General features: G+C 74.4%; 25 protein-coding genes and 1 riboswitch. Of the genes, 11 read left to right on the top strand and 14 right to left on the bottom strand.

What is annotated here, in order from left to right; translation table 11 throughout:
* Positions 1–4: 4 nt before the first annotated feature.
* Entirely contained in the window at positions 5–490 is a 486-nt protein-coding gene (locus LPU43_RS17305; protein ID WP_229401487.1) for a GNAT family N-acetyltransferase, read from the top strand.
* Between the two features lie 33 nt (positions 491–523).
* Here LPU43_RS17305 and surE read toward each other — a convergent pair whose 3' ends face one another.
* Positions 524–1,450: a 5'/3'-nucleotidase SurE gene (gene surE / locus LPU43_RS17300; protein ID WP_229401486.1), complete on the bottom strand. Its 927-nt coding sequence runs from the start codon at positions 1,448–1,450 to the stop codon at positions 524–526.
* A 204-nt stretch (positions 1,451–1,654) separates the two neighbouring features.
* Here surE and LPU43_RS17295 point away from each other — a divergent pair, with 204 nt between their 5' ends.
* Positions 1,655–2,422 (top strand): HAD family hydrolase, encoded by a 768-nt coding sequence (locus LPU43_RS17295; RefSeq protein WP_229401485.1) that lies wholly within the window; start codon positions 1,655–1,657, stop codon positions 2,420–2,422.
* Positions 2,423–2,487: 65 nt separating this feature from the next.
* Entirely contained in the window at positions 2,488–2,988 is a 501-nt protein-coding gene (locus tag LPU43_RS17290) for a hemerythrin domain-containing protein (protein WP_229401484.1), read from the top strand.
* 117 nt (positions 2,989–3,105) lie between these two features.
* On the opposite strand, the gene LPU43_RS17285 is transcribed toward LPU43_RS17290, so the two are convergent.
* Positions 3,106–3,951: a metallophosphoesterase family protein gene (locus LPU43_RS17285; protein ID WP_229401483.1), complete on the bottom strand. Its 846-nt coding sequence runs from the start codon at positions 3,949–3,951 to the stop codon at positions 3,106–3,108.
* Positions 3,952–4,079: 128 nt separating this feature from the next.
* A riboswitch (ZMP/ZTP riboswitch) is annotated at positions 4,080–4,169 on the top strand.
* A gap of 18 nt (positions 4,170–4,187) precedes the next feature.
* Here LPU43_RS17285 and LPU43_RS17280 point away from each other — a divergent pair.
* Complete coding sequence (locus tag LPU43_RS17280) at positions 4,188–5,627, top strand: glycine hydroxymethyltransferase (protein ID WP_229401482.1); 1,440 nt, start codon at positions 4,188–4,190, stop codon at positions 5,625–5,627.
* A 47-nt stretch (positions 5,628–5,674) separates the two neighbouring features.
* On the opposite strand, the gene LPU43_RS17275 is transcribed toward LPU43_RS17280, so the two are convergent.
* The 6 genes from LPU43_RS17275 to LPU43_RS17250 form a co-directional block, all read right to left on the bottom strand.
* Positions 5,675–5,935, bottom strand: coding sequence for a hypothetical protein (locus tag LPU43_RS17275; protein ID WP_229401481.1), 261 nt, complete (start codon positions 5,933–5,935; stop codon positions 5,675–5,677).
* Between the two features lie 59 nt (positions 5,936–5,994).
* Positions 5,995–7,305 (bottom strand): aminotransferase-like domain-containing protein, encoded by a 1,311-nt coding sequence (locus LPU43_RS17270; protein ID WP_229401480.1) that lies wholly within the window; start codon positions 7,303–7,305, stop codon positions 5,995–5,997.
* 21 nt (positions 7,306–7,326) lie between these two features.
* Positions 7,327–8,505: an alpha-hydroxy acid oxidase gene (locus LPU43_RS17265; protein WP_229401479.1), complete on the bottom strand. Its 1,179-nt coding sequence runs from the start codon at positions 8,503–8,505 to the stop codon at positions 7,327–7,329.
* The gene (gene lipP1, locus LPU43_RS17260) at positions 8,498–9,469 is read right to left on the bottom strand and encodes a LipP1 family hormone-sensitive lipase (protein ID WP_229401478.1); all 972 of its coding nucleotides are present in this window, start codon (positions 9,467–9,469) and stop codon (positions 8,498–8,500) included. Before lipP1 ends, LPU43_RS17265 begins: the two co-directional genes overlap by 8 nt.
* A gap of 9 nt (positions 9,470–9,478) precedes the next feature.
* The gene (locus LPU43_RS17255) at positions 9,479–10,696 is read right to left on the bottom strand and encodes a cytochrome P450 (RefSeq protein ID WP_229401477.1); all 1,218 of its coding nucleotides are present in this window, start codon (positions 10,694–10,696) and stop codon (positions 9,479–9,481) included.
* Positions 10,697–10,762: 66 nt separating this feature from the next.
* On the bottom strand, positions 10,763–12,088 hold the full coding sequence (locus LPU43_RS17250; RefSeq protein WP_229401476.1) for an SGNH/GDSL hydrolase family protein: 1,326 nt from the start codon (positions 12,086–12,088) through the stop codon (positions 10,763–10,765).
* A 328-nt stretch (positions 12,089–12,416) separates the two neighbouring features.
* On the opposite strand from LPU43_RS17250, the gene LPU43_RS17245 reads away from it, so the two are divergent.
* Positions 12,417–13,991 (top strand): AMP-binding protein, encoded by a 1,575-nt coding sequence (locus LPU43_RS17245; RefSeq protein WP_229401475.1) that lies wholly within the window; start codon positions 12,417–12,419, stop codon positions 13,989–13,991.
* Positions 13,992–14,182: 191 nt separating this feature from the next.
* A complete protein-coding gene (locus tag LPU43_RS17240) occupies positions 14,183–15,385 on the top strand; it encodes an MFS transporter (protein ID WP_229401719.1) in 1,203 nt (400 codons plus the stop codon).
* Between the two features lie 64 nt (positions 15,386–15,449).
* Here LPU43_RS17240 and LPU43_RS17235 read toward each other — a convergent pair whose 3' ends face one another.
* Positions 15,450–15,878: a hypothetical protein gene (locus LPU43_RS17235; RefSeq protein WP_229401474.1), complete on the bottom strand. Its 429-nt coding sequence runs from the start codon at positions 15,876–15,878 to the stop codon at positions 15,450–15,452.
* Positions 15,879–15,950: 72 nt separating this feature from the next.
* Between LPU43_RS17235 and yidD the strand changes: the two genes are divergently transcribed.
* Both yidD and LPU43_RS17225 read left to right on the top strand, forming a co-directional pair.
* The gene (gene yidD, locus LPU43_RS17230; protein ID WP_229401473.1) at positions 15,951–16,367 is read left to right on the top strand and encodes a membrane protein insertion efficiency factor YidD; all 417 of its coding nucleotides are present in this window, start codon (positions 15,951–15,953) and stop codon (positions 16,365–16,367) included.
* Between the two features lie 179 nt (positions 16,368–16,546).
* A complete protein-coding gene (locus LPU43_RS17225; RefSeq protein ID WP_229401472.1) occupies positions 16,547–17,266 on the top strand; it encodes a hypothetical protein in 720 nt (239 codons plus the stop codon).
* A gap of 51 nt (positions 17,267–17,317) precedes the next feature.
* On the opposite strand, the gene LPU43_RS17220 is transcribed toward LPU43_RS17225, so the two are convergent.
* Positions 17,318–17,809 carry an FBP domain-containing protein gene (locus LPU43_RS17220; protein WP_229401471.1) on the bottom strand — a complete coding sequence of 164 codons (492 nt, stop codon included), beginning with the start codon at positions 17,807–17,809 and terminating at the stop codon, positions 17,318–17,320.
* 71 nt (positions 17,810–17,880) lie between these two features.
* Between LPU43_RS17220 and LPU43_RS17215 the strand changes: the two genes are divergently transcribed.
* The 3 genes from LPU43_RS17215 (at position 17,881) to LPU43_RS17205 (ending at position 19,786) form a co-directional block, all read left to right on the top strand.
* A complete protein-coding gene (locus LPU43_RS17215) occupies positions 17,881–18,450 on the top strand; it encodes a TetR/AcrR family transcriptional regulator (RefSeq protein ID WP_229401470.1) in 570 nt (189 codons plus the stop codon).
* A 63-nt stretch (positions 18,451–18,513) separates the two neighbouring features.
* The gene (locus LPU43_RS17210; protein ID WP_229401469.1) at positions 18,514–19,080 is read left to right on the top strand and encodes a hypothetical protein; all 567 of its coding nucleotides are present in this window, start codon (positions 18,514–18,516) and stop codon (positions 19,078–19,080) included.
* A gap of 10 nt (positions 19,081–19,090) precedes the next feature.
* Positions 19,091–19,786 (top strand): SGNH/GDSL hydrolase family protein, encoded by a 696-nt coding sequence (locus tag LPU43_RS17205; protein ID WP_229401468.1) that lies wholly within the window; start codon positions 19,091–19,093, stop codon positions 19,784–19,786.
* A 102-nt stretch (positions 19,787–19,888) separates the two neighbouring features.
* On the opposite strand, the gene LPU43_RS17200 is transcribed toward LPU43_RS17205, so the two are convergent.
* Genes LPU43_RS17200 through LPU43_RS17185 form a run of 4 tightly spaced genes read right to left on the bottom strand, consistent with a single transcriptional unit; the run spans position 19,889 to position 23,983 of the window.
* Complete coding sequence (locus LPU43_RS17200) at positions 19,889–21,247, bottom strand: ATP-grasp domain-containing protein (RefSeq protein WP_229401467.1); 1,359 nt, start codon at positions 21,245–21,247, stop codon at positions 19,889–19,891.
* Positions 21,247–22,218 (bottom strand): alpha-ketoacid dehydrogenase subunit beta, encoded by a 972-nt coding sequence (locus LPU43_RS17195; RefSeq protein ID WP_229401466.1) that lies wholly within the window; start codon positions 22,216–22,218, stop codon positions 21,247–21,249. Before LPU43_RS17195 ends, LPU43_RS17200 begins: the two co-directional genes overlap by 1 nt.
* Positions 22,218–23,189 (bottom strand): thiamine pyrophosphate-dependent dehydrogenase E1 component subunit alpha, encoded by a 972-nt coding sequence (locus LPU43_RS17190; protein WP_229401465.1) that lies wholly within the window; start codon positions 23,187–23,189, stop codon positions 22,218–22,220. Before LPU43_RS17190 ends, LPU43_RS17195 begins: the two co-directional genes overlap by 1 nt.
* The gene (locus tag LPU43_RS17185) at positions 23,186–23,983 is read right to left on the bottom strand and encodes a DUF3050 domain-containing protein (RefSeq protein WP_229401464.1); all 798 of its coding nucleotides are present in this window, start codon (positions 23,981–23,983) and stop codon (positions 23,186–23,188) included. Before LPU43_RS17185 ends, LPU43_RS17190 begins: the two co-directional genes overlap by 4 nt.
* Position 23,984: the final 1 nt, after the last annotated feature.

The following is a 23,984-nucleotide window of genomic DNA, read 5'->3' as shown; positions in this document are numbered from 1 at the left end:
CACGGTGACCCCACTTGAGCGGCTCGACGCGCGCCACGCCGACGCGCTGCTGCGCTTCGAGCGGGAGAACCGGGCGTACTTCGCGCGGTTCGTGCCGGACCGGGGCGACGACTACTTCGCCGGGTTCGCCGCGCGGCACGCGGAGCTGCTCGCCGAGCAGGCCGCCGGTCTGCACCACTTCCACGTCCTGGTCGACGCCGACGGGGCCGTGCTGGGGCGGTTCAACCTGGTCGGCGTCGCGGGCGCGGGTGCGGAGCTGGGGTTCCGGGTGGCCGAGCGGGCGACCGGGCGGGGCGTGGCGACGCAGGGCGTGCGCGGGGTCGTCGCGCTGGCCCGCGACGAGTACGGGCTGCGCCGGCTCGTGGCGTCGGCCGCACTGGAGAACGCCGGGTCGCTCGGGGTGCTGCGGCGCACCGGGTTCGTGCCAGTCGGCGAGGTGTCGCTCGACGGGCGTCCCGGGCTGCGGCACGTCCTGGAGCTGGGAGCCTGACGCGGGCGTCCGGCTCCCAGCTCCGTCAGGGCGTCAGGGGGTGACGCGCTCCAGGAAGTTCAGCCGGCCCGCGCCGCGCGGGTTCGCGCTGAGGTCGGCGTCGATCGGGGTGATGCTGACCTTGCCGGCCTGGAGCGCGCTCCAGTCGCTGCCGGGCGCGGGCGTGCCCGTGGGCCCGCCGAACGACAGGGCGTACGTCCCCGGCTGGCCCTGCGCCCCGGTGGTGTTGGTGAAGCCGAAGCGCAGGTAGCTGTTGCGGTCCATGCGGGTCAGGCTCGTGCCGTCGACCGTGGGGGTACCGGGGTAGTTGATGTTCAGGCCGAGGCCCTCGGGCAGGAGGGCCCCGCCACGGGCGTTGCGGGCGAGCGCCGCCACGACGTCGCTGGTGTACGCGGCGACCGTGTCCTTCAGCGCCAGGGACTGGGCGGGGGTCTTGCCGTCGACGCTGATGGCGATCGCCGGGACGTCGTTCTCCAGGGCGGCGATGGCCGCGCCGACCGTGCCGGAGTGGTTGGCGATCGAGCTGTAGTTCCCGCCCGGGTTGATGCCGGAGACCACGAGGTCGGGCGCGTTGCCGTGGAACACGGCGTCGAGGCCGACGATCAGGGAGTCGGTGGGCGTGCCGGTCACGGTCCACACGCCGGGCTCGGGGTTGGCGAGATTCACCGTCGGGTGGGTGATCAGCGTCCCGGTGCCGCTCTGGTTCGTCGCGGGGGCGACGACGGTCACGTCGTGGCCGTCGGCGACGAGGGCGTTGCGCATCGCCACGATCATCGGGGTGCTCGACCCGCCCGGCCCGATCCAGCCGTCGTCGTTGGTGATCAGGATGCGCAGGCGACGCTGCTCGGGCTGGTGGTTGGCCTGGCCGTCGGGCTGGGCGGCGGCGGCAGCGCCGAACGACGGGACCACGGCGACGGCCAGGGCCAGGGCGAGGGGGACGAAACGACGAGCAGTGCTCAAGGAAACTCCTTCTCTGGGGTTCCACCCCGGGACCGGCACCGCGTCGTCGCCGTTCCGCTAGGCGTGGGCCTGACGGCGGAAGGCACGCCAGTGGGTGCGCGGCGGGGAGTGTCGAGTGTAGACGATGGTTGATCATGGTGGGGGCATGTGCAGCAGCAGCGGTTCGCCCTTCACCTTCCCGCGCCGGTGCGACAGGATGCGGGGATGCCTCCCACGCCCCGCGCGCTCCTGCTCGACTTCGGTGGCGTCCTCGCCGACGCGCCGTCCCACTCCCCCGCCCCGCCCGAGCTGGTCGCCCGCCTGGTCGAGCTGGCCGGCGGCGCGCTGTCGGCCGAGCGGGTCACCCGGGACCTGACCGGAGCGTCCGGGGCGTACGCGCGGTGGCGCGACGACGTGGGCAACCGCGAGGGGTCGACGGAGCTGCCCCACGCGCGGGTGTGGGCCGAATTCCTGACCGGCGGCTGGCCCGCCGCGGCCCGGGAGGCCGTCGAGCGGGAGGCCACCCCGCTGGCGTACCTCTGGACGTGGCGCCCGCAGTGGGCCACGCGCCCCGGCATCCCCGAGGTGCTGGCCGCCGCCGCGCGGGCGGGCCTGCCCCTGGCGATCGTCAGCAACACGCTCTGCGGGGCCGCGCACCGGGACTTCCTGCGCGGGGTGGGCCTCGACGGGCTCTTCGCGGCGCAGTTCTACAGCGACGAGGCCGGGCCGCGCAAGCCGAACCCGGAGCTGATCCACCGCGCCGCGCGGGCGGTCGACGTGCCGGTGGGCGACTGCTGGTTCGTCGGCGACAGCGTGCAGCGGGACGTGGTGTGCGCCCGGCGCGCCGGGGTGGGCACGGCGGTGCTGATGCGCTCGCCGCGCACCGCGCGGGAGGCCCCGGTCCCGGGGTCCGCCCCGGACGCCGTGGTCGACGACGGTCACGGCCTGCTCGGGCTGCTCCGCCAGGCGGGGGCGATCCACCCGTCCGGGTGACAGTCGTTTCCGCTGCTCACCTCCCGGGTACCGGACGATCATCAGCCGAACCTAGGAGGTCACCGGTGTCCACCGATGCCATTGTCCTGCTCAAAGAGGACCACAAGGAGATGCGCCGCCTGTTCCGGGCCTTCCAGGCGGCCGAGGACGGGCCGGCGAGCGAGCGGCGGAAGATCGTCGGGCAGATCCTGGAGGCCCTCACGGTGCACACCTACCTGGAGAACGAGGTGATGTACCCGGAGGTCCGCAAGCTGCTGCCGGATCTGGAGGACGACATCCTCGAGTCGTACGAGGAGCACCACGTCGCCGACCTGCTCTGCGCCGAACTGGTCGCCATGGACGCCGAGGACGCGCACTTCAACGCCAAGACGACGGTGCTGATCGAGAACGTGGAGCACCACGTCGAGGAGGAGGAGCAGGAGTGGTTCCCGAAGGTGCGGGAGGCGCTCGGCCGCAAGCAGTTGCAGGAGATCGGCGAGCGGATGATCGCGCTGCGGCCCGACGCCCCGCGCAGCCCCACCGACCCGAAGGCGATCAAGAAGGCAGTCGACGCGGTGACCGCCTGACCTCTGTGCGACTCGATGTCGCTGACATCGCGCCTTTCCCCCGCCGCTGACCGCCCCATGTCGCCGACACGGTGACCCGGGGCGGTCGGCGCGCGTGGAGCGGTCGGCGCGCGTCGGTCAGGCGGGCGGCGGCGGAAGGATCTGGCGGAGTTGGCCGGGCGGGGTGCCACGGGGCCGCCACTCGCGGGGGTAGCCGAGCGAGACCTCCTCGAAGCGCACCCCGTCCTGCCAGGTCGTGCGGGGGATGTGCAGGTGGCCGTAGACAGCCGCGACCGCGTCGTGGCGCACGTGCCAGTCGGCGGTGGCGTCGGTGCCGCACCACTGGGCGAAGATCGGGTACCGCAGGACGCGGGTGGGGTGGCGGACCAGCGGCCAGTGGCTCACCAGCACCGTCGGCAGGGCCGGGTCGCGGGCGTCGAGCCGCCGGGCCGTCTCGGCCACCCGGGCCTCGCACCACGCCTGCCGGCTCGGGTACGGGTCGGGGTGCAGCAGGAACTCGTCGGTGCAGACGATCCCGGTGGCGTACGCCTCGGCCAGCGCCGCCTCGCGGGTGTCGAGCCCCTCGGGCCGCCACCCGTAGTCGTAGAGCAGGAACAGCGGCGCGACCAGCGCGGGCCCGCCGGGGCCCCGCCATACCGGGTACGGGTCCTCCGGGGTGAGCACGCCCAGGCGGCGGCAGACGTCGACGAGGTGCCGGTAGCGCTGCTCGCCGCGCAGGGTGACCGGGTCGGACGGCGGCGTCCACAGCTCGTGGTTGCCGGGCGCCCACACCACCGTGGCGAAGCGGTCGGCGAGCACGCCGAGCGCCCACTCGACGTCGGCCACGGTGTCCCCCACGTCGCCAGCGACCAGCAGCCAGTCGCCCGGCGAGCGGGGCCGCAGGCCCTCGACGACCGCCCGGTTCTCCGCGTACCCGACGTGCAGGTCACTGATCGCGAGCAGCGCGCCGTCCTCCTCGCCCATCCGTCGATCCTATGGCAGCGCGCCCCCGCCGCCACCGGCCGCTCCGCGCCGTCGTCCGGGGCCGGGCCGCGTCGGTCGCCTGCGGGGCGGAGGTCCGCCGGGGCGGCGGGGGCCGACCGGGTAGGATCGGGGCGGGCCGTGACTGGCGCGTGGGGATGGAGAACCATCGGGAAGCGGTCCCGTCATCAGGACGTTTGCCGAGCGCCTGGGCCTTCCGTACGTCACCAGGAGGTCGCATGTCGTCGCCGAACGCCGAGTCCACCGCTTTCCGCAGCGCCCTCGAGGTGATCCGCGCCGTCGAGCCCCGGGTCGCCGACGCGATCGGCGCGGAGCTGGTCGACCAGCGCGAGTCGCTCAAGCTGATCGCCAGCGAGAACTACGCCTCCCCCGCCACCCTGCTGGCGATGGGCAACTGGTTCAGCGACAAGTACGCCGAGGGCACGGTCGGCCGGCGCTTCTACGCCGGCTGCCAGAACGTCGACACCGTCGAGGCCTTGGCCGCCGAGCACGCCAAGGAGCTCTTCGGGGCCGCGCACGCCTACGTGCAGCCGCACTCCGGCATCGACGCGAACCTGGTGGCGTTCTGGGCGATCCTGGCCGACCGGGTGGAGTCCCCGGCGCTGAAGCGCGCCCAGGCCCGGCACGTCAACGACCTCACCGAGCAGGACTGGTTCGCGCTGCGCCGGGAGCTGGGCAACCAGCGGATGCTCGGCATGTCCCTGGACGCGGGCGGCCACCTCACCCACGGCTTCCGGCCGAACATCTCCGGCAAGATGTTCGACCAGCGCAGCTACGGCACCGACCCGGCCACCGGGCTGGTCGACTACGACAAGGTGGCCGAGGCGGCCCGCGAGTTCAAGCCGCTGATCCTGGTCGCCGGCTACTCCGCGTACCCGCGCAAGGTCAACTTCCGGATCATGCGGGAGATCGCCGACTCGGTCGGCGCGACGTTCATGGTCGACATGGCGCACTTCGCGGGCCTCGTCGCCGGCAAGGTCTTCACCGGCGACTTCGACCCGGTGCCGCACGCGCACATCGTCACCACCACCACGCACAAGTCGCTGCGCGGCCCGCGCGGCGGCATGGTGCTCTGCGGCCCGGAGCTGGCCGACCAGGTGGACCGGGGCTGCCCGATGGTGCTGGGCGGGCCGCTGCCGCACGTGATGGCCGCCAAGGCGGTCGCCCTGGCCGAGGCCCGCCGCCCCGACTTCGCCGACTACGCGTCCCGGATCGTCGACAACGCCCAGGCATTGGCCGAGGGGCTGCTGCGCCGGGGCGCGAAGCTGGTCACCGGCGGCACCGACAACCACCTGGTGCTCATCGACGTCTCCGGCTACGGGCTGACCGGCCGGCAGGCCGAGGCGGCGCTGCTCGACTCGGGCATCGTCACCAACCGCAACGCCGTCCCGCAGGACCCGAACGGCGCGTGGTACACCTCGGGCATCCGGATCGGCACCCCGGCGCTGACCACGCGGGGCCTCGGCACCGCCGAGATGGACGCCACCGCCGAGCTGATCCACACGGTGCTCACCCAGACCACCCCGGGGTCGAACGCCGACGGCACCCCGTCGAAGGCCAAGTACAACCTCGACCCGGCGCTGGCCGACAAGGTCGGGCACCAGGCCACGGAGCTGCTGGCCGCGTTCCCGCTGTACCCGTCGGTCAGCCTCGCCTGACCCGTCCGCGAGGCCCCCGCCCCCGGTGGGAGCGGGGGCCTCGGCGGTCAGGCGATCGGGCGCTTGAGGTGGTAGCGGTGCACCTCGGTGCTGCCCTGGACGTTGTTCACGTCCTCCGCGGCCGACACCAGCTCCCAGCCGTCGCGGCCGGCCCGGTTGAGATGGGCGATGGCGGTGTCGCCGTAGGCGGTGATGTCGGTGCGGGAGCCGTCCGGGCCGTACCAGATGAACGAGACGTGGAAGTTACGCCCCTGCCCCTGGTAGCGGCGGACCAACAACGCGTACTCCCATGCGACCATGCGGTCCATTATGGCCAATGCGCTCCGGGCGCGCGTACCGGGGGTGGCGGGTCGGCGACACTGCGGGGTCACACCGGGGCCGCCGCGCGGGCCAGCTCGTCGGCGACCAGCGCGGCCAGCCGGTCCAGGCCCAGGTCGATCTGCTCGCAGGTGACCGCGCTGATCGACAGCCGCAGGGCGGCCACCGGCGCGGTGTCGTCGTAGAAGTGCGCCATCGGGGTCCAGAGCACCCCGTACTCCTCGGCCGAGCGGCGCAGCAGCGCGTCGTCCACGGGGAACGGCACGGTCAGCACCGCGAAGAAGCCGCCGGCCGGGACGTTCCACGACACCGCCGACGGCGCGGGGAACCGGCGTTCGAGGCCGGCGACCAGGTGCGCCATGTTGCGGGCGTACGCGGCGCGCTGGCGGGTGTTCGCCGCGACCAGGCTGCACCCGTGGGCGAGCAGCGCCCCGCCGACGACCGCCTGGGCGATCGCCGAGGTGTTCACCGTGACCATGCTCTTGATCTTGGCAAGCTGGTCGGCGAGCGGCCCCACCGTGCCGTCGCCGTCGCGCACCCGCTGGTCGGCGACGACGTAGCCGACCCGGGCCCCGGGCAGCACGGTCTTGGCGAACGAGCCGAGGTAGACGACCCGGCGGGCGGTGTCCAGGGCCTTGAGCGTCGGCACCCGCTGCCCGCCGTCGGCGTGGAACAGCCCGTACGGGTTGTCCTCGATCAGCAGCAGGTCCTCCTCCTCGGCCAGCGCCAGCAGCCGCCGCCGGTCGGCCAGGCCGATGCTCGCCCCCGACGGGTTGGCGAAGTCCGGCATCACGTAGCAGGCGCGGGGGCGCAGCCCCTCGGCCCGCGCGCGGCGTACCTGCGCGCGCAGGTCCGCCAGGTCGACGCCGGCCGGTCCGCCGGCCACCGGGCGCACCGGCAGGTCCACCAGCCGGGCCGCGCCGGTCAGCCCCACGTACGTGGGGGCGACGGCGAGCAGCACGTCCCGGGGGCCGGCGCGCAGCGCCCGCAGCACCAGCAGCATCGCCTCCTGGCAGCCGACCGTCACCACGATCGACTCCGGGTCGACCGTGACCTGCTCGTCGACGGCGAGGGTGCGGGCGACCAGGTGGTGGATGACGCCCTTGGTGCGGCCGTACTGGAACAGGGTGCGGTGCACCTGCTCCGGGCCGTACCCGAGGTCGTCGACCAGGTGCGCCCGGAAGGTCTCCAGGTGCCGGTGCAGGTCGGCGGTGTCGAAGAACTCCTCGTACGGGCGGCCGGCGGCCAGCGACACCGCGTCCGGGTAGCGCTGGGCCACCTCGTTGAGGAAGTTCATCGAGTTCAGGGCCGGGTCGCCCACCGCCGGGTGCAGGTCCGCGACGTCCAGGTCCGCGTCCATCGGTCGTCCACCGTCCACTTCTCAGCCCTCCGTGATCGTGCGCAGGTCGCGGGCCTCGGCCGGGTCGGCGCAGCCGGCGAGGGTGAGCGCGTCGCGCAGCTCGGCGGCGAGCAGCGCGAACGCCGCGTCGACGCCGGCCCGCCCGCCCGCCGCCAGGGCCCAGAGCAGCGGGCGGCCCACCAGCGCCCCGGCCGCGCCGAGCGCCAGGGCGCGCAGCACGTCGACACCGCTGCTGACGCCCCCGTCGACCAGCACCTCGCACCGGTCGCCCACGGCGGTCAGCACCTCGGGCAGCACGGTGACGCCGGCCGGGGCGGCGTCGAGCTGTCGCCCGCCGTGGTTGGAGACCACCACCGCGTCCGCGCCCGCGTCGGCGGCCAGGACCGCGTCGCGGGGGTCGAGGACGCCCTTGACCACCAGCGGCAGGTCGGTGTACCCGGCCAGCCAGCCGATGTCGTCCCAGGTGAGGGCGGAGGCGAACGCGGCGGCGGTGTGCCGGGCGACGGCGGAGGTGCCGGGCGTGCCGGCGTGCGCGAGGTCGCTGCGGCTGCCCGGCAGGTTCGCCGCGGCCACCTCCGGCGGCAGGGCGAAGCCGTTGCGCACGTCGCGCAGGCGGGGGCCGAGGATCGGCACGTCGACGGTGACCATGAGGCCGGTGCAGCCGGCGGCGTGCGCCCGGTCCACCAGGTCGCGCACCATGCTCCGGTCGCGCAGCCAGTAGAGCTGGAACCAGACCTGCCCGCCGGCCGCCGCGATCTCCTCGATCGTGGCGCTGCTCAGGGTGCTCGCCACGTAGGGCACGCCGGCCGCTGCCGCCGCCGCCGCGAGCGCCGGCTCGCCGTCGGGGTGCACGAGCCGCTGGTACGCCATCGGCGCGACCGCCACCGGCAGGGCGTGCCGGTGGCCCAGCAGCGGGGCGTCGGTGCGCGGCCGGTCGACGCCGCGCAGCGCCCTGGGCAGCACGGCGACGCGGTCCAGGGCGGCGCGGTTCGCCGCGAGCGCGGCCTCGGCGCCGCTGCCGCCGGCCACGAAGTCGTAGACGTCGGGCGGCAGGACGTCGCGGGCCAGGGCGGCGAAGTCGGCGAGGCTCGCCGCGAACGGGACGGGACCCGCCGCGCCCGGCCCGGCCGAGGGGCCGGGGGCCGGGCGCGGCGGGGCGGGGTCAGCCGTCGCGGGGAGGCTAGGGGTCGGCTCAGCCATCGCCCGCGCCCGCCTCGGCGGGCCCGGCCGGGGCGGAGCCGAGCCGGTCGCGCAGGAACGCGGCGGCCCGGTCCTGCGCGTGCCGACCGGCCTCGAACGCACCGGGCATGGCGAAGAAGCCGTGGATCATCCCGTCGTAGCGGGCCAGTTCGACGGGCACCCCGGCGGCGCGCAGCCGCTCGGCGTACCGCTCGCCCTCCTCGCGCAGCGGGTCGTACTCGGCGGTGACGACCAGGGCGGGCGGCAGGCCGGTCAGGTCGTCGGCGAGCAGCGGGGAGGCGAGGGGGTCCGCGGCGTCGGCCGGGTCGGGCAGGTAGTGGCCCCGGTACCAGGCCACCGAGTGCCGGTTGAACAGCAGCGGGTCCTGCTCGCCGGCCGGGTCGTCCCGCTCCCGCTGGTCGGTGTTCGGGTACACCAGCAGTTGCGCGGCCAGCGCCGGCCCGCCGCGCTCGCGGGCCAGCAGGGTGACGGCGGCGGCGAGGTTGCCCCCGGCGCTGTCCCCGCCGACGGCCAGCCGGTCCGGGTCCACCCCGAACTCGTCGGCGTGCCCGGCGAGCCAGCGCACGGCGGCGTCGCAGTCGTGCACCGCCGCCGGGAAGGGGTGCTCGGGGGCGAGCCGGTAGCCGACGGTGACCACCTGGCAGCCGGTGGCGTTGGCCAGCCGGCGGCAGATCCCGTCGGCGGTGTCGACGCTGCCCAGCGTCCAGCCGCCGCCGAAGAAGTAGACCAGGGTCGGCAGCCGGCCCGCGCCGGCCGGCCGGTAGACGCGTACCGGCAGGTCACCGGCGGGGCCGGGCACGGTCGCGTCGCGCACCTCGCGCACCGGCTCGACGTCGCCGCCGCCGGCGCGGATCGCCGCCAGGTCGGCGGCGCGGGCCTGCGCGAGGGACTGGGTGTACAGCGGGGGGACGCCGGCCGCCTCACGGGCGGCCCGGTACGCCACCACCTGCGGGTCCAGGGGCATGTGGTTCTCCTACGATCCGGTCGAGACGAAGAGCTTGTCGACGCCGCGCAGGAAGAGGCTGCCGCTGTAGCTGTGCGGCTGCGTCACCCGCAGGTCGGGGAAGCGGGCGAAGAGGCGGGGCAGCGCCAGCCGCCCCTCCAGGCGGGACACCGCCGCGCCGAGGCAGAAGTGCAGGCCGACGCCGAAGGCCAGCGACGGCGGGCCGGAGCGGCGCGGGTCGAAGCGGTCCGGGTCGGGGAAGCGGGCCGGGTCCCGGTTCGCGGCGGCGATCAGGAGCATCACGTTCTCGTCCTTCGCCACCGGCACGCCGTGCAGGACGGTGTCGCGGGGCGCGGCCCGGGCCAGGAAATGCACGGGGGCCTCCATCCGCAGCACCTCGTCGACGCAGCCCCGGGTCAGCGCGTCGTCGCCGGGCAGGGCGGCGACCACCTCGGGGTGCGCCAGCAGCAGCGGCAGGCCGTTGCTGAACATGTAGACGGTGGTGACGAAGCTGGCGTTGAACATCACGATGAGGTTGCTGATCAGCTCCTCCTCCGTGAGGTCCACCTCGCCGGAGTCCAGGGCCTCGACCAGGCCGCTGATCAGGTCCTCCCCCGGGGTGCGGCGGCGGTCGGCGATCAGCTCCCGGTAGTAGGCGCGCAGCTCGGCGGCGGCGGTGTTCGCCCGGGACAGCCGCTCCGGGGTCTTGCCGTCGACGTCGAGGAACTCGTCGATCCAGTCCACCCGCTGCCGGTACCAGGCCAGGTCCGCCTCGGGCAGGCCGATGAACTCGGCCATCACCAGCGCCGGGATCGGGTACGCGAAGTCGGCCACGAAGTCGACCTCGGCCCCGCCTGCGCCGGCCTCGGCCATCCGGTCGAGCTGGCCGTCGGTGACCCGTTCGATCACCGGCTCCAGGGCGCCGAGGCGGCGCGGGGTGAAGGTCTTCGCGAACACCGACCGCATCCGGGTGTGGGCCGGCGGGTTGACGAACATCATCGAGGACTCGAAGGTCCGCAGGATCTCCTCGTCCTGCCAGCCCGGCGGGGACTGCTTGTACCACTCCGGGTCGCGCAGCACCTGGTCGACGACCTCGTAGCCGCCGGCCACGGCGCTGACGGTGCTCTGCGCGGGGCGGTCCGGGATCGCGCGGATGGGGCCCAGCTCGTGCAGGGCCGCGTAGAGGGGGTACGGGTTCTGCCGGCCCTGTTCGCTGTACAGGCCGGCGAGCAGCTCTTTGACGTCCACGGTGCGTTCCTCCCCAGGAAAGATGGTGACGGGGCGGCGGGAACGAACCCCGCCGCCCCGCCGGTGTCACAGACCGAGCAGGCGCAGCGGCACCGCGTCGGCCATCGCCTGGTTGCCCAGGTCGTTCGGGTGGATGTGGTCACCCGAGTCGTACGCCGGGAGCAGACGGCTCGGCTGGGCCGGGTCGCGCAGCGCCTTGTCGAAGTCGAGGACCCCGTCGAACTCGCTGCTGCCGCGCAGGTACGCGTTGACCGCCTGGCGGGTGGCCTCCTTCTCCGGCGTCCACACCCCCGGCTTGCCGTGCCCCTCGTACGGGGTCAGCGTGGCCACCAGGCTGGTCAGGCCGCGGGCCTTGACCTGCTTGTTGATCTGCCGCAGCGAGGCGATGATGCTGTCGGCGGAGTCGCCCGACATCCAGATGTCGTTGATGCCCAGGTGGGTGACGACGGTCTGCACGCCGGTCTGCGGGAAGACGTCCTCGTTGAGCCGGGCCAGGCCGTTGGGGCCCAGCTCGTAGTAGCCGGGGAAGCCGGCCGTGCCGGGCTCGGTGCCCTCGTGGTTGAGGCGGTTGCCGGCCAGGCTGAGGTTCAGCACGCCCGGGGTGCGCACCTCGGGGCGGGCGTCGATCAGCCGGTCGGCCAGCAGGTCCGGCCAGCGCTTGTTGGCGTTGACGGTGCTGCCGTTGCCGTCGGCGATCGAGTCGCCGAGGACGACCACGGCCCCGGGGCTCTTCTTGCGCTCCACGTCCACCCCGGACAGGAACATCCAGCAGCAGTCGGGGCGGGTCGTGAAGCCGGTGCCGGCGGCGGACCCGGTCAGGTCGTTGGCGCCGATGAAGGTGGTCTGCCGGGACTGGCCGTGGAAGGTGACCGGCCCGGTCGACACCGGGAAGTAGAGCGTGACGACCAGGTCCTCCTGGTCACCGACCGGGAGGTCGACCGGGTCGCTGAGCAGCTCGGCGCCCCGGTTCATGGTGGTCGTGGGGGAACCGTCGAAGGTCAGCTCCCGCACGGAGGAGGCCGTCACGTCGGACAGGTCCGTCGGGGTGGAGGTGTCCGGCCGGGCGACGGTGGCCCGGCCGACCTTCACGGCCCGCTCGCCGTAGATGTTGCTCAGTCGTACGCGCAGCCGGGGACCGCCCACGCTGGTGTGCACGATCATGCGGATGCTGTGGTTGTTCAGGCCGCTGTTGGTCAGCCCGACGTCGTTGCCGCGGGTCACGGCGGCGGCCCAGGTGCCCGCCCACACGCCGGTGTCCCGGCTCGGCGCCTTGTCCGGGCCGGCGGTGGCCACCACGGCCGGCGCCCCCACGACCAGGGCCGTGGCGACGGCGGCGACCATCTGCCATTTCTTCGGTGCGGTTATGACGTGCCATCTCTTCGGGGTCGACATTGAACCTCCATGCTGGCCGTCCAGGGTCGTCCACTGACGACAGCCGCCTGGACGATGGTCCAGAAACCTAATGCCGCCCCCAACAGGCGTCAATCAACCTGATCGACAAGATCAATTGCCGTCGAGCCGCAGCGTGGCACCGATCGGCCCTGTAACGGCGCGGGCCGGTCGGCCTAGTCTCGGAAGACGGCGGCGGCGCGGTCGCCGAAGCGCGCCACCGTTGCCGCGTCCTGGCCGTGGACTGCCCGGACGCCGCTCGCGGCCGGTCGTCGCAGGCGCCCCGCCGGGCCGCCGCCGACCGCCGCCGGGAACCTGATGGGGGCTGGCGATGACTGACGGGACCGACCGGCCGACCACCTACGCGCACGGGGCGCTGGAGCTGTTCGACGGCTTCGGCGACCGGGAGGCGCTGGTGGGCGGCGGACGCCGACTGACCTACGTGGACGTGGCCGCCGAGGTGCGCGGCATGGCCGGCGCGCTGGGCCGCGCCGGGGTCCGGCCGGGCGCGGCCGTGCTGGTGATGCTCGGCAACGCGGTGGAGGGCCCGCTGCTCCAGCTCGCCCTGCACCTGCTCGGCTGCCGCACGATGTGGGTCGCCCCGGTCACCTCCCGCCGGGAGGTCGACGACTTCGTCCGGCTGTCCCGTCCGGAGGCGTTCGTCTACGACGCGCGCACCGGCGACGGGCTGGGCGCGGAGATCGCCGCCGGGCTCGACGGCGTGCCGGTGCTCTGCCTCGGGCCGGGCGGCGCGGGCCCGGACCTCACCGCAGCCGGCCGCGAGCCGGCCGGCGAGCTGCCCGCCGACGTGCCGGAGCCCGAGTCGTTCCTGCAGACCAGCGGCACGACCGGCACCCCAAAGCTGGTGCACCACCGGCAGAGCTTCTACGACCAGATCCTCGCGTTGTCGGCCGGCTTCCGCTCGGGCGCGGTCCCGCTGCTGCGACACCTGTCGCACTCGCCCATGTGGCTGGCCAGCGGGCAGATCACCACGCTGGTCAACCTCTTCAGCGGCGGCGTGCTGTTCCTGCGCCAGCAGTGGGACCCGGCGGCGTTCGTCGCCACCGTCGAGCGGGAGCGGATCAACTCGACGTTCGTCACCCCGCCGATGCTCTACGAGGTGCTCGACCACCCGGCCCTCGACGGCGCGGACTTCTCCGCGATGTTCATGTTCAACGTGGGCGCCGGGCCCGCCGCGCCCGCCCGGCTGCGCCAGGCCATCGCGCGCTTCGGCCCGTGCCTGCGCATCGTGTACGGCCTCAGCGAGGCCGTCGTGATCACCGCCCAGCCGGGGCTGACCGAGGACCCGGAGCACCCGGAGCGGCTGCGCTCCTGCGGCAGGGCGTACGGGGACGTGGCCGTGGAGATCCGCGACGCCGACGGCGCGGTGCTGCCCGCCGGCGTCGACGGGGAGGTGTGGGTGCGCACGAAGCTCAGCTTCGCCGGCTACCACGGCCAGCCCGAACTGACCGCCGAGACCCTCGTCGACGGCTGGGTGCGCACCCGCGACATCGGCCACCTGGACGACGACGGCTACCTCTACCTCGTCGACCGGCTCCAGGACCGCATCCTCACCCGGCAACGGAGCTGGCCGATCTACTCCCGGCCCATCGAGGACGTCCTCGCCGGTCACCCGCAGGTGCGCGCCGCCGCGGTGATCGGGGTGCCCGACGAGGTGGCCGGCGAGCTGCCGTACGCGTACGTGGTGCCCGCGCCCGGGGCGACGGTGACCGGGCGGGAGCTGATCGACCTGGTCACCGCCGAGCTGAGCGAGACGTGGGCGCCGGGCGCGGTGGAGTTCGTCGACGCGCTGCCGCTGAACCGGTCGGCCAAGGTGGACAAGCGGGCGCTGCGCGAGCGGTACGCCGCCTCCCGGCCCGCCGCCCCGACCGGCAGTCCGGCGTGAGCACCGACGCCGCCCCGGAGGCCGGGGCGAAGCCGGATGCGGTACCGGAAGGGGTGAAGCCGGACGCGGCGAAGCCGGACGCGACGGGTGGGCCGGCGGCGAAGCCGGACGCGACACCGGGCGCGGCGAAACCGGACGCTACGGGCGGGCCGGCGGCGGGGCCGCGCGACCGGGCCGCCGCACGGCGGGAGCTGGTGACGCTGGTCGCCGCCGACCTGATCTCCAACCTGGGCAGCCGGATCTCGGTCATCGCGATCCCGTGGCTGGTGCTCACCACCACCGGCAGCCCCGCGAAGATGGGCATCGTGGCGGCGGCGGAGTTCCTGCCGTACATGCTCTCCAGCGCGCTCGCCACGCCGTGGGCCGACCGGTTCGGGGTGCGGCGTACCTCGGTGGTGGTGGACGCCACGAGCGCGGCGGCCGTGGCCGTGATCGCGCTCGCTCCGTGGCTCGGCTTCTGGCCGCTGGTCGTGCTGGTGGCGTTCGCCGGCGGGCTGCGCGGCATCGGCGACCGGGTCAAGCACGTGCTGTTCCGCCCGGCGGCGCAGCGCGCCGGGGTGGAGCTGATCCGGCTCACCTCCGCCTACGACGGGCTGGCCCGGGGCGTCACCCTGTTCGGGGCGGTGATCGGCGGCCTGCTCATCGACTGGGTCGGGGTGACCCGGGCCATCTGGGTCGACGCGGCCACCTTCGCGCTCTGCGCGCTGCTGGTCGGGGCGCTGGTGCGACCGCCGGCCGCCGACGCGCCGGCCGCGCCCCGCGAGCCCTACTTCCAGGCGCTGCGCACCGGCTTCGCCTACCTGCGCACCGACCGGGTGCTGCTGGCCATGCTGCTGGTGGTCTCCGCGCTGAACATGATGGCCGCCGCCAACACGACCGTGTGGCTGCCGGTCTGGATCCGCGACGTGCTCGGCGACCCGGCCGGCTTCGGTCTGGTGCTGGGCGTGTTCGGGGCGGGGGCGCTGCTGGGCAACCTGCTGTTCACCGCGCTCGGCCCCCGGCTGCCCCGCACGCTCGTCTTCGCCGTCGGCGCGGCGATGAGCGGCGCGCCCCGGCTCCTGACCATGGCGGTCACCGACCACCTCGTGGTGGTGCTGGTGGTGACGTTCCTGTCCGGGCTCGGCATCGCCGCGGTCAACCCACTGCTCGGGGCGACGCTCTACGAGCGGGTGCCGGACGCGTTGCAGACCCGGGTGCTGGGCATCGCCGGCTCGCTGGCGTTCGTCGGGCTGCCCATCGGGGGCCTGGTCGGCGGCTGGTCGGTGGCCCTGCTGGGGCTGAAGCCGGCGCTGCTGGTGATGGCGGTGCTGTGCGCGGCGCTGACCGTGGGCCCGCTGCTCGTCGGCCCACTGCGGGCGGGCCGGTCGCGACCGCGCCCCGCCCCGGCGGTCTGACCGCCGGTCCCGGATCCGGGCCGGTGGGTCGGTGGCCAGCCCGGTCGGCGGTCGGTTCGGCCGGTTACGCCGTCCGGCGCGTCGGGTCGGTCAGGCCGGCGAGGTCGCGTCGGACCAGCCCGAAGCGGTGGCAGAACTCGACCGGCTCGTCGAGAACCAGCGCCGTGACCACCGGCCCCACCGGCGGGGTGTCCGGCGCGACCCGGTAGCGGGTGCGCACCACGGCGTCGTCCGGGCCCTCCTCGTCGACCTCGTCGACGGCGGGCAGGAGGCCGGTGCCGTGCCAGCGTCCGGAGACCGTCCAGACGTAGCGCAGCTCCACCTCGCCCTCGCCCCGGCAGGCCCAGGTGAGCCGGCTCGCCGAGGAGCCGCCGACGTTGGCCCAGCTGCTCCAGCCCGTGCCGTCGTCGCGGAGGCAGAGCCAGCTCGACTCCATCACGCCGAGGTCGTAGGGACCGCTGTCCCACAGCCCCACCAGATCCGCGTCCCGCATCGGGCCATCGTGCCATCGCCTCTCCCCCGCCCGGCGCGGGCCGGCTCGACACGGTCGCGCATGATGATCCACATGATCCGACGGTTGTGGGAGACGGCCCGCGAGAACCGCAGGCAGCAGGACAAGTTCAACAAGCACTACCGGTCGAAGAACCCGGCGGGCTGCTGCGACTGCTGCGACCTGGGCCTGTTCTCGACGCTGCTGACGCTGGGCGCGGCAACGGCGGCGGCGACCCGGGCCCCGGCGCTGGACCGGGCCGGGGTGGCGGCCATCCGGGGCTACCGGCGGTGGCTGTCCCCGCACTGGCCGGGGCAGTGCCGGTTCACCCCCACCTGCGGGGCGTACGGGCTGGTGGCGGTGGAGCGGCACGGCCTCGCCGTCGGCGGGCGGATGGCCGCCGAGCGACTGCGGCGCTGCCGCCCGGGCGTGCCCCGGGGCACCCACGACCCGGTGCGGCCGGCCGGATCGCCGGCGCCCTCGGGCTCCTGACCGACGCCGCGCGGCGGCCCGTCATGATCGTCTGCTGTCTTCGGCGAGCCGGCTCGGCGTGTCGTCTCGGCAATCCGCAAGCGATCAGGGGCGGAGGCTTCACGGCGGAGTGAGCGGCAGCCACCGGGCCTCCCGCGAGCCACGGGCGGCAGCGCGTCATTCCGTCGGAGAATTCACGGGTGACGAGGGCTTCTCTTGCGCGGCAGGCGGTCGACCCCTCCCCTGCGCTGCACTACTACGTGGTCCACGACGGCACCGGCGCGCCGGAGGGGCTGCTGGTCGAGGAGTTCCTGCTCGCGGCGGACCACGCCGCTGCCGGGCTGGTGAGCGGCGGCTGGAGCCGGTCGGAGGGCCAGTGGCGCGACGCGTCGGCCACCAGTCGACGCCTACGCGTCGACACCGCGCTGCGGGCCCGGGTGACGCCCGTCGGCCGGACAGCGGCGGCGACGCTCTATCGCGACCTCTGCGGTGCCGACCTGCCGGGCGAGGCCGCGCTGCGGGCGTGCTTCGGCACCCCGCCCGCACAGCCGCCGCCGTTGCGGCTCAGCGGGCCCGAGGCCACGCCGGGATTCCGCGAGACGCGCGTCTACCGGATCCTCTTCACCGACGAGTTGCCCCCCGACGGCCTCGCGGCACTCAGCGAGGCGTGGCAGATGCCGGTCACCGGCGACCTCGCGGATCCCGGGACGCGCATCCTGGGCTCGGTGCGCCGCCAGGTCTCCGGCGACGTCTTCCGCTGGGACCTGCGCCGGGTCGCCGCGGGCGCCGGCTGGGCGCTGGACGTGACCTGCGACCTGGTGACGGAGCACGACGAGGCGGTCGGCGTGCTGCTGCGCGGCCTGACGACGCAGATGCGGCAGCAGGGGATGATCCCCGTCACCGTCGACCGGTTCCGCTGAGGCTTCCCCGGCTCCGGCGCTGCGCAGAGACCGTCCCGCCCTAGGCGCGCCTCACGCGGTGACCCGGTCGAGGAACGCGACGAGGTTGGCCACCGTACGGTCGATTTTCTCCTCCAGCGTGAGCGACTCCTGCATGCGCGCGCCGGGTCCCGGGTCCTTCCGCCCCCGCAGGTACAGCGAGCAGGCCAGGTCGGCGCAGATGTAGGTGCCCACGGAGTTGCCCTGCTGCCCGGCCTTGCCCGCCTTGCGGGCCACCATCAGGGCGACCCCGTCCGCGGGGGTGGTGAGGCACATCGAGCACATGTTGCGCCGGGGCTGCTGGGCGCTCGGGGTGGGGCAGCGCAGGGCGAGGCCCCTCGGATGGCCGTCCGGCGCGGTGACGAGGTAGGCGCGCTCGGGGGCCTGCGGATCGCGCCAGCCCAGGTAGTCCAGGTCGTCCCAGGGGCGGTCGGCCAGGTCGCGCGGGACGAAGAGGCGCTTCGTCTCCCCCTTGGTGCAGTTGACGAAGGCCGCGCGGAGCTCCTGCTCGGTCAGTTGCTTCATAACCGGCACGCTAATTTGCCTAAAGGTGTTAGGCAAACGCATAATCGGTTTCGGTCGAGAAAGGGAGGGCCGTGGCACGGGTGGGACTGACCCCGGAGCGACTGACCCGGGCGGGCGCGGAGCTGGCCGACGAGGTCGGCTTCGACCAGGTGACCGTCTCGGCGCTGGCCCGGCGGTTCGACGTCAAGGTCGCGAGCCTGTACTCGCACCTGGGCGGCTCGCAGGACCTCAGGACCAGGATCGCCCTGCTGGCCCTGGCGGAGATGGCCGACCGGGTCGCCGCCGCGCTGGCCGGGCGGGCCGGCAGGGACGCGCTGGCCGCCTTCGGCGACGTCTACCGCGACTACGCCCGGGAGCACCCCGGCCGCTACGCCGCCGCCCAGCTCCGGCTCGACGCGCAGACGGCGGCGACCAGCGCCGGCGTCCGGCACGCGCAGATGGCGCGGGCGGTCCTGCGCGGGTACGACCTGACGGAGCCGGACCAGACGCACGCGGTACGACTGCTGGGCAGCGTCTTCCACGGCTACGTCAGCCTGGAGCTGAGCGGCGGGTTCAGCCACAGCGCCCCCGACACGCAGGAGACCTGGACCCGGATCCTGGACGCCCTCGACGCCCTGCTGCGCAACTGGCCCGCGCGCTGACCCGGAGGACTCCCGCCCGTCCTGGGCGTTTGTCGACGGGGCCGAAGCGGGAACCAGGGCCGGATGGGCCAGCAATCCACATCGGACGGTTTCCGGTTCCGGCGGACGACGCCCAGGGCGGTGCTGGGCGCCACCGTCACGGTGACGGCGGCGCTGGCGGTGGTCTATCTGGTCCGGGTGGTCGTCTTCGGCCGGGCCTGGTACGACGTGTCCAGCCTGCTTCCGGCCCTCCTGGCCCCGATGCTCCTGATCTGGTTGGCACAACGGCAGGCGGGCCTGCCGCTGGTGCTGACCGATCGGGGGATCGTGCTGACCCATCCCGGCGGCGGTGAGGTGGCGATCGACTGGGACAACGTGGCGGTCGCGCAGGTGCGCGGTCGGCTCAACCCCGTCCTCGTCCTCGAGCTGATCGACCTGGACCGGGTCCGGCCGCCCCTGCGGCGGTGGGAGTGGATTCGGGCCGACCGGTCGGGCATGGCGCGGGCCCGGGGGCCCCGGGAGATACGGGTGCCCGTGGCCGGGGTGACCCCCGGGGTGGGCCGCCTGCGCGCGGAGCTGGCCCGTCGGCGGCCGGCCGCCCCGCCCCCGGCCGAGGGCCGGGGTGTCGACGGGCGGGGCGGGGTCGGCTAGCGTGCCGATCATGGCATCGACCCTGACCGAGGCGACCGATCCGCACTGCCTGCGGGCGGGCGAGAGCGCGCGGCTGCTGGCCGGTCACCCGTGGCGGCGGTTCGTGGTGCTGGGCGACAGCGTCGCCGAGGGGCTGTGCGAGCCGATCGACGGGTACCCGGACGTGCAGTGGGCCGACCGGATCGCCGCCGAGCTGGACGCGGCCCGCCCCGGGCTGGCGTACCTCAATCTGGGGTTGCGCGGGCTGCGGGCGCACGAGGTGCGGGCGACGCAGCTCGGCCCGGCGGTGGAGTTCGGCCCGGACCTGGCGCTGGTGGTGTGCGGCGGCAACGACGCGTTCCGGCAGGCGTACGACGCCGACGCCGTCGACGCCGAGCTGGCCGCGATGGTGACCGGTCTTCAGGCCGCCGGGGCGGACGTGGTCACGGTGGGGATGTTCGACGTGTCGCACAGCCCGGCGGTGCCGGAGCGGCTGCGCGCGGCCCTGGGCGAGCGGATGCGCAGGCTGGCGGCGCACACCCGGGTGCTGGGCGCGCGGCTGGGCACCCTGCACGTGCACCTGACCGACCACCCGGCGGTGGCCGAGGCGGGGCTCTACAGCGGCGACGGGCGGCACGGCAGCGCCCGCAGCGACGCCATCGCCGCCGCCGAGACGATCCGCCGCCTCGGCGCCCACCTGGCGGCGCGCGGGGCCGCCGCGCCGTGATCGTCTGACCAGAAGTGAGACGCCCCTCGGCGAGTCCTCTCACCCTCCCGCAGACGATCACGGGGCCGGCCACCCGCTGCGGCGGGTGGCCGGCGGCGTGGGTCAGTCCGTGAGGAGGATGCCCGTCAGCAGGACGCCGCGGGCGAGGTTGAGCACGCTCTCGCAGCCGGGGAAGCCGACCCGGGCCAGCGCGCCGGAGCCGGTCCGGCCGAACAGGTACGGCGCGAGGCTGTACGGGACGTCGGCGGTGACCGTCTCCCCCGTCTCCATCCGCACGAAGTCCATGGCGACCCGGTCGGCCGGCATGTACTCCTGGAGGATGTAGCCGCCCTCGTCGATGGCGGCGCGCAGCCCCTCCTCCCACGCCTGCTCGCTGGTCTCCCGGCCGAGCAGCACGCCAATGCCGGCGGAGCCGTCGGCGGGCTTGGCGACCAGGTCGTGCCGGTCGGCCAGGGCCCGGGGCAGCTCGGCGGCGGTGAGCGCGCTGGTGCGCGGCACGTACCGGCGGATCAGCGCCTGGTCGGCCTCGGGCAGGGTGTCGACGTCCTCCCAGAGCCAGGCGAAGTTGATCTTGTTGCCGAGCAGCCAGGCGGCGGTGCTGACGAACATCGGCAGGGTGCCGGCGGCCAGCGCCCCGGCCACGGCGTCCAGGCCGGCGCTGGGGTGCACCCGGTTGGGCACGAAGAGCCGGAACAGCGCGTCCACCGGGGCGCCGTCGACGACGAGCCGGTTCTGCTCGTCCAGCGTCGCCAGCTTGAGCTGGGCGATGACCAGGTCGATGCCGAAGTGGCGGGCCCGGTCGGCCAGCGGCGAGAGGATGCCGATGAAGAAGTCCGGGGTCTCCAGGCCGGGGTAGTCGGCGTCGAAGTCGAGCAGCAGCGCCACCCGCGCCCCGTCGGCCAGGCCCAGCTCGTCCCGGATAGCCACGAACCGCTGGTCCAGCAGGGACGGGGCGGGCCGCACCGGCAGCCCGTCGAGGATGCCCTTCTCGGCGTAGATGTTCGCGTACCGGTAGACGACCGTGTCGGCGTCGAAGCCGCCGCCGAGGCTGCTGTCGATGTTGTACTCGACGAACTTCGGCACGCCGCCGGAGATCAGCACGTCGGGCCGGTACGCGGCCAGCAGCGCCTCGGAGAGCTCCTCGTCAACGTCGAGCAGCTTCGTCTCCTCCGCCGGCACGCCGAGCAGCCGGGTCAGCTCCCCGGCCGTGCGGGCACGCCGCCGGCACGACTCCAGGATGAGCTGGGCGAGCCGGTCGCAGACCTCGTTCAGCTCCCGGAAGGCGTCCGCCGGCATCACCGGCGGGCGGGCCAGCCGCCACGTCTGGTTGTACGTGGCGCAGCCGTAGAAGACCTCCTTCCAGGCGGCGGCCCCGGCGGCCACCATCTGCGTGCGGGCCGACTCCGGCAGGTCGTTCCACGCCTGGTCCAGCGGGGGCCAGGGGTAGTTCGGGTCGATCATCATCCCTCCTTGAGGGTGAGTTGGATGGCGGTGCGGAGCTGCTCGCGGCCGGGCTGCACGGCCCGGTCCAGCGCCGGGGCGAAGGGCAACACCGCGCCGTCGGGGCGGGTCACCCGGGCCGGCGGCGCGAGCAGCCGCACCCGTTCGACCACGGTCGCGATGATCTCCCCGGCGATGCCGCAGGACCGATTGGAGTCGTCGATGACCACCAGCCGGCCGGTGCGGGAAACGGACTCGACGAGCCCGTCCCAGTCGAACGGGTACAGCGTGCGGGGGTCGAAGACCTCCACGGACGCCTGCCCGGCCAGCTCGTCGGCCACGGCGAGCGCGTCGTGCACCAGGTGCCCCACCGCGACCACCGTCACGTCGGTGCCGGCGCGGTGCACCCGCCCCTTCCCGATCGGCACCGGGGCCAGGGCGGCGAAGTCCACGTCGGCGCGCACGTCCATCGCCCCGGCCGGCGCGAAGACCACCACCGGGTCGACGTGCCGGATGGCCGAGACCAGCAGCCCGTACGCGTCGGCCGGGGTGGCCGGCACGACGGTGGTCACCCCGACGTGGGCGAAGAGGCCGTACGGGTGGTCGGAGTGCTGCCCCGCCCACCCGGTCCGCGACCCGGAGCCGGGGACCAGGTAGGTGACCGGCACCTCGCACTGCCCGCCGGTCATCAGCGGGAACTTGTGCGCGTGGTTGACGATCTGCTCGAAGACCAGGAACAGCAGCGAGGGGATCTGGAACTCCACCACCGGGCGCAGCCCGGCCAGGGCCGCGCCGGTGGCGAAGCTGGTGAACGCCTGCTCCGACAGCGGGGTGTCGATCACCCGCTCCGGCCCGAACTTCTTCAGCAGCCCGGCGGTGACGTTCGAGGCGGCCACCCGGATGTCCTCGCCGAGCAGGAAGACCGACTCGTCGCGGGTCATCTCGTCGGCGAGCGCCCGGGTGAGCGCCTTGCGGTAGGACAGCCGTGGCATCAGGCGTCTCCCGTCCGGGCGACCAGCCCGCTGGCGTACAGGTGCTCCAGCGCGCCGGCCGGCTCGGGCTCGGGGCTGGCCAGGGCGAACTCCACGGCCGCGTCGAGGGTGGCCTCGACCTCGGCGTCGACGGCGGCGCGGTCGGCGTCGCCGAGCCGGCCACCGGCGATCTCCACCGGGTCGCGGGAGCGGCCGACGGCCACCTCCTCCGGGGCGCGGTAGTCGAGGCGTACCACGTGCTCGAAGGTGTGGTGGGCGTCGAAGCGGTAGGTGCGTGCCTCGATCAGCTCGGGGCCGCCGCCGGCGCGCATCCGGGCGATGGCGGCGGCCGCGGCGACGCGTACCGCCTCGGGGTCCTGGCCGTCGACGACGGCGGCCTGCATGCCGAACGCCTCGGCCCGGCCGGGGATCGTGCCGGCCACCGCGCCGTCGACCGGCATGGTGGTGGCGTAGCCGTTGTTCTCGCAGACGAACAGCACCGGCACCCGCCAGAGCGCCGCCAGGTTGAACGCCTCCAGCAGCATCCCCTCGTTGACCGCGCCGTCGCCGAAGAACGTGGCCCCGACGAGGTCGTCGCCGCGCCGCCGGCGCGCCCACACCGCCCCGGTGAGGATCGCGCCGGCCGCCCCGACGATGGCGTTCGCGCCGAGCACCCCGATGCCGAAGTCGGCGGCGTGCATCGACCCGCCCCGGCCCCGGTTGAGCCCGGTGACCCGGCCCAGCAGCTCGGCGAGCATGCGGGCCGGGTCGGCGCCCTTGGCGAGCACGTGGCCGTGCCCCCGGTGGGTGCCGGTCACCAGGTCGTCGTCGCGCAGCGCCGCGCAGACCCCGGCGGCGATCCCCTCCTGACCGAGGTACGGGTGGATGCCGCCGACGATCGCACCCGAGCGCACCAGGTCGAGCGCCCGTTCCTCGAACCGGCGGATCAGCCGCACCGTCCGGTACAGCCGGACGGGATCGGATCGGATCACGCCGGGCGACCCTCTCTGATCGCGTCGAGGATGTCGTCCCAGAGCCTCGCCCGCGCGGCGAGCGCCAGGTTGACCGTGTCGGCGCACTCCTGCCACTTGGCGTCGTCGTCGCCGCACAGGTCGGCGAGCATCTGCATGGCCATCGGGGTGTGCTGCTCCCCGTCGACCTCGATGTGCCGCTCCAGGTAGTCGACGAACGTGTTCAGCTTCCGGCTGCGCTCGTTGACGGCGACGACCTGCGCGAACATGTCGGGGATCAGGTCCTCGCGGCCGAACGCGAAAGCCGCCGCCTGGCAGTGCACCGGGGTGGACTCGATGATCTTCCAGGTGGTGCCGGCGAACGCCGCCGACGGGGCGGGCACGCCCGCCTTCTCCAGCGCCCCGGCCACCGGCTCGCCGGAGCGCAGCAGGTCGATCAGCGCGTCCACGGCCGAGGTGTCGGCGCCGGCCTCCCGCATGCCCTGCACGTACAGCTCGAAGTGGCTGATGTAGCCCTCGCCGAGCTCGTCGCTCTCCTCGACCATCACGATGTCGTTGATCAGCCGGCGGCTGCCGGTCGGCCCGGTGGGAATCCACGGCACCGACACGCAGGTGAGCTGCCGTTGCAGCGACTTCAGCAGGGACATGAAGTCCCAGACCGCGAAGACGTGGTGCTCCATGAAGGTGACCAGCGCCTCGTGGGTGTCCAGGTTGGCGTAGAGGGGGTGCGTGACCACCACGTCGCGGCGGTCGGTCACCGCCCGCTCCAGCCGCTCGATGCCCGGGTGCGTCCTGCCCCAGTCGTACCGTGACATG

The sequence above is a fragment of the Micromonospora okii genome, from assembly GCF_020884795.1.
GTDB lineage: Bacteria > Actinomycetota > Actinomycetes > Mycobacteriales > Micromonosporaceae > Micromonospora > Micromonospora okii.
This window is presented reverse-complemented; position numbering and strand designations above follow the sequence as displayed.

Coding starts and splice junctions, on each gene's coding strand:
- LPU43_RS17235 (WP_229401474.1), bottom strand. CDS start 15,878: ATGCGGGACGCGGATCTGGTGGGGCTGTGGGACAGCGGTCCCTACGAC.
- LPU43_RS17280 (WP_229401482.1), top strand. CDS start 4,188: ATGTCGTCGCCGAACGCCGAGTCCACCGCTTTCCGCAGCGCCCTCGAG.
- LPU43_RS17285 (WP_229401483.1), bottom strand. CDS start 3,951: ATGGGCGAGGAGGACGGCGCGCTGCTCGCGATCAGTGACCTGCACGTC.
- LPU43_RS17195 (WP_229401466.1), bottom strand. CDS start 22,218: ATGCCACGGCTGTCCTACCGCAAGGCGCTCACCCGGGCGCTCGCCGAC.
- LPU43_RS17245 (WP_229401475.1), top strand. CDS start 12,417: ATGACTGACGGGACCGACCGGCCGACCACCTACGCGCACGGGGCGCTG.
- LPU43_RS17205 (WP_229401468.1), top strand. CDS start 19,091: ATGGCATCGACCCTGACCGAGGCGACCGATCCGCACTGCCTGCGGGCG.
- LPU43_RS17265 (WP_229401479.1), bottom strand. CDS start 8,505: ATGGCTGAGCCGACCCCTAGCCTCCCCGCGACGGCTGACCCCGCCCCG.
- LPU43_RS17275 (WP_229401481.1), bottom strand. CDS start 5,935: ATGGACCGCATGGTCGCATGGGAGTACGCGTTGTTGGTCCGCCGCTAC.
- LPU43_RS17185 (WP_229401464.1), bottom strand. CDS start 23,983: ATGTCACGGTACGACTGGGGCAGGACGCACCCGGGCATCGAGCGGCTG.
- lipP1 (WP_229401478.1), bottom strand. CDS start 9,469: ATGCCCCTGGACCCGCAGGTGGTGGCGTACCGGGCCGCCCGTGAGGCG.
- LPU43_RS17295 (WP_229401485.1), top strand. CDS start 1,655: ATGCCTCCCACGCCCCGCGCGCTCCTGCTCGACTTCGGTGGCGTCCTC.
- LPU43_RS17220 (WP_229401471.1), bottom strand. CDS start 17,809: ATGAAGCAACTGACCGAGCAGGAGCTCCGCGCGGCCTTCGTCAACTGC.
- LPU43_RS17270 (WP_229401480.1), bottom strand. CDS start 7,305: ATGGACGCGGACCTGGACGTCGCGGACCTGCACCCGGCGGTGGGCGAC.
- LPU43_RS17210 (WP_229401469.1), top strand. CDS start 18,514: ATGGGCCAGCAATCCACATCGGACGGTTTCCGGTTCCGGCGGACGACG.
- LPU43_RS17200 (WP_229401467.1), bottom strand. CDS start 21,247: ATGATCGACCCGAACTACCCCTGGCCCCCGCTGGACCAGGCGTGGAAC.
- LPU43_RS17250 (WP_229401476.1), bottom strand. CDS start 12,088: ATGTCGACCCCGAAGAGATGGCACGTCATAACCGCACCGAAGAAATGG.
- yidD (WP_229401473.1), top strand. CDS start 15,951: ATGATCCGACGGTTGTGGGAGACGGCCCGCGAGAACCGCAGGCAGCAG.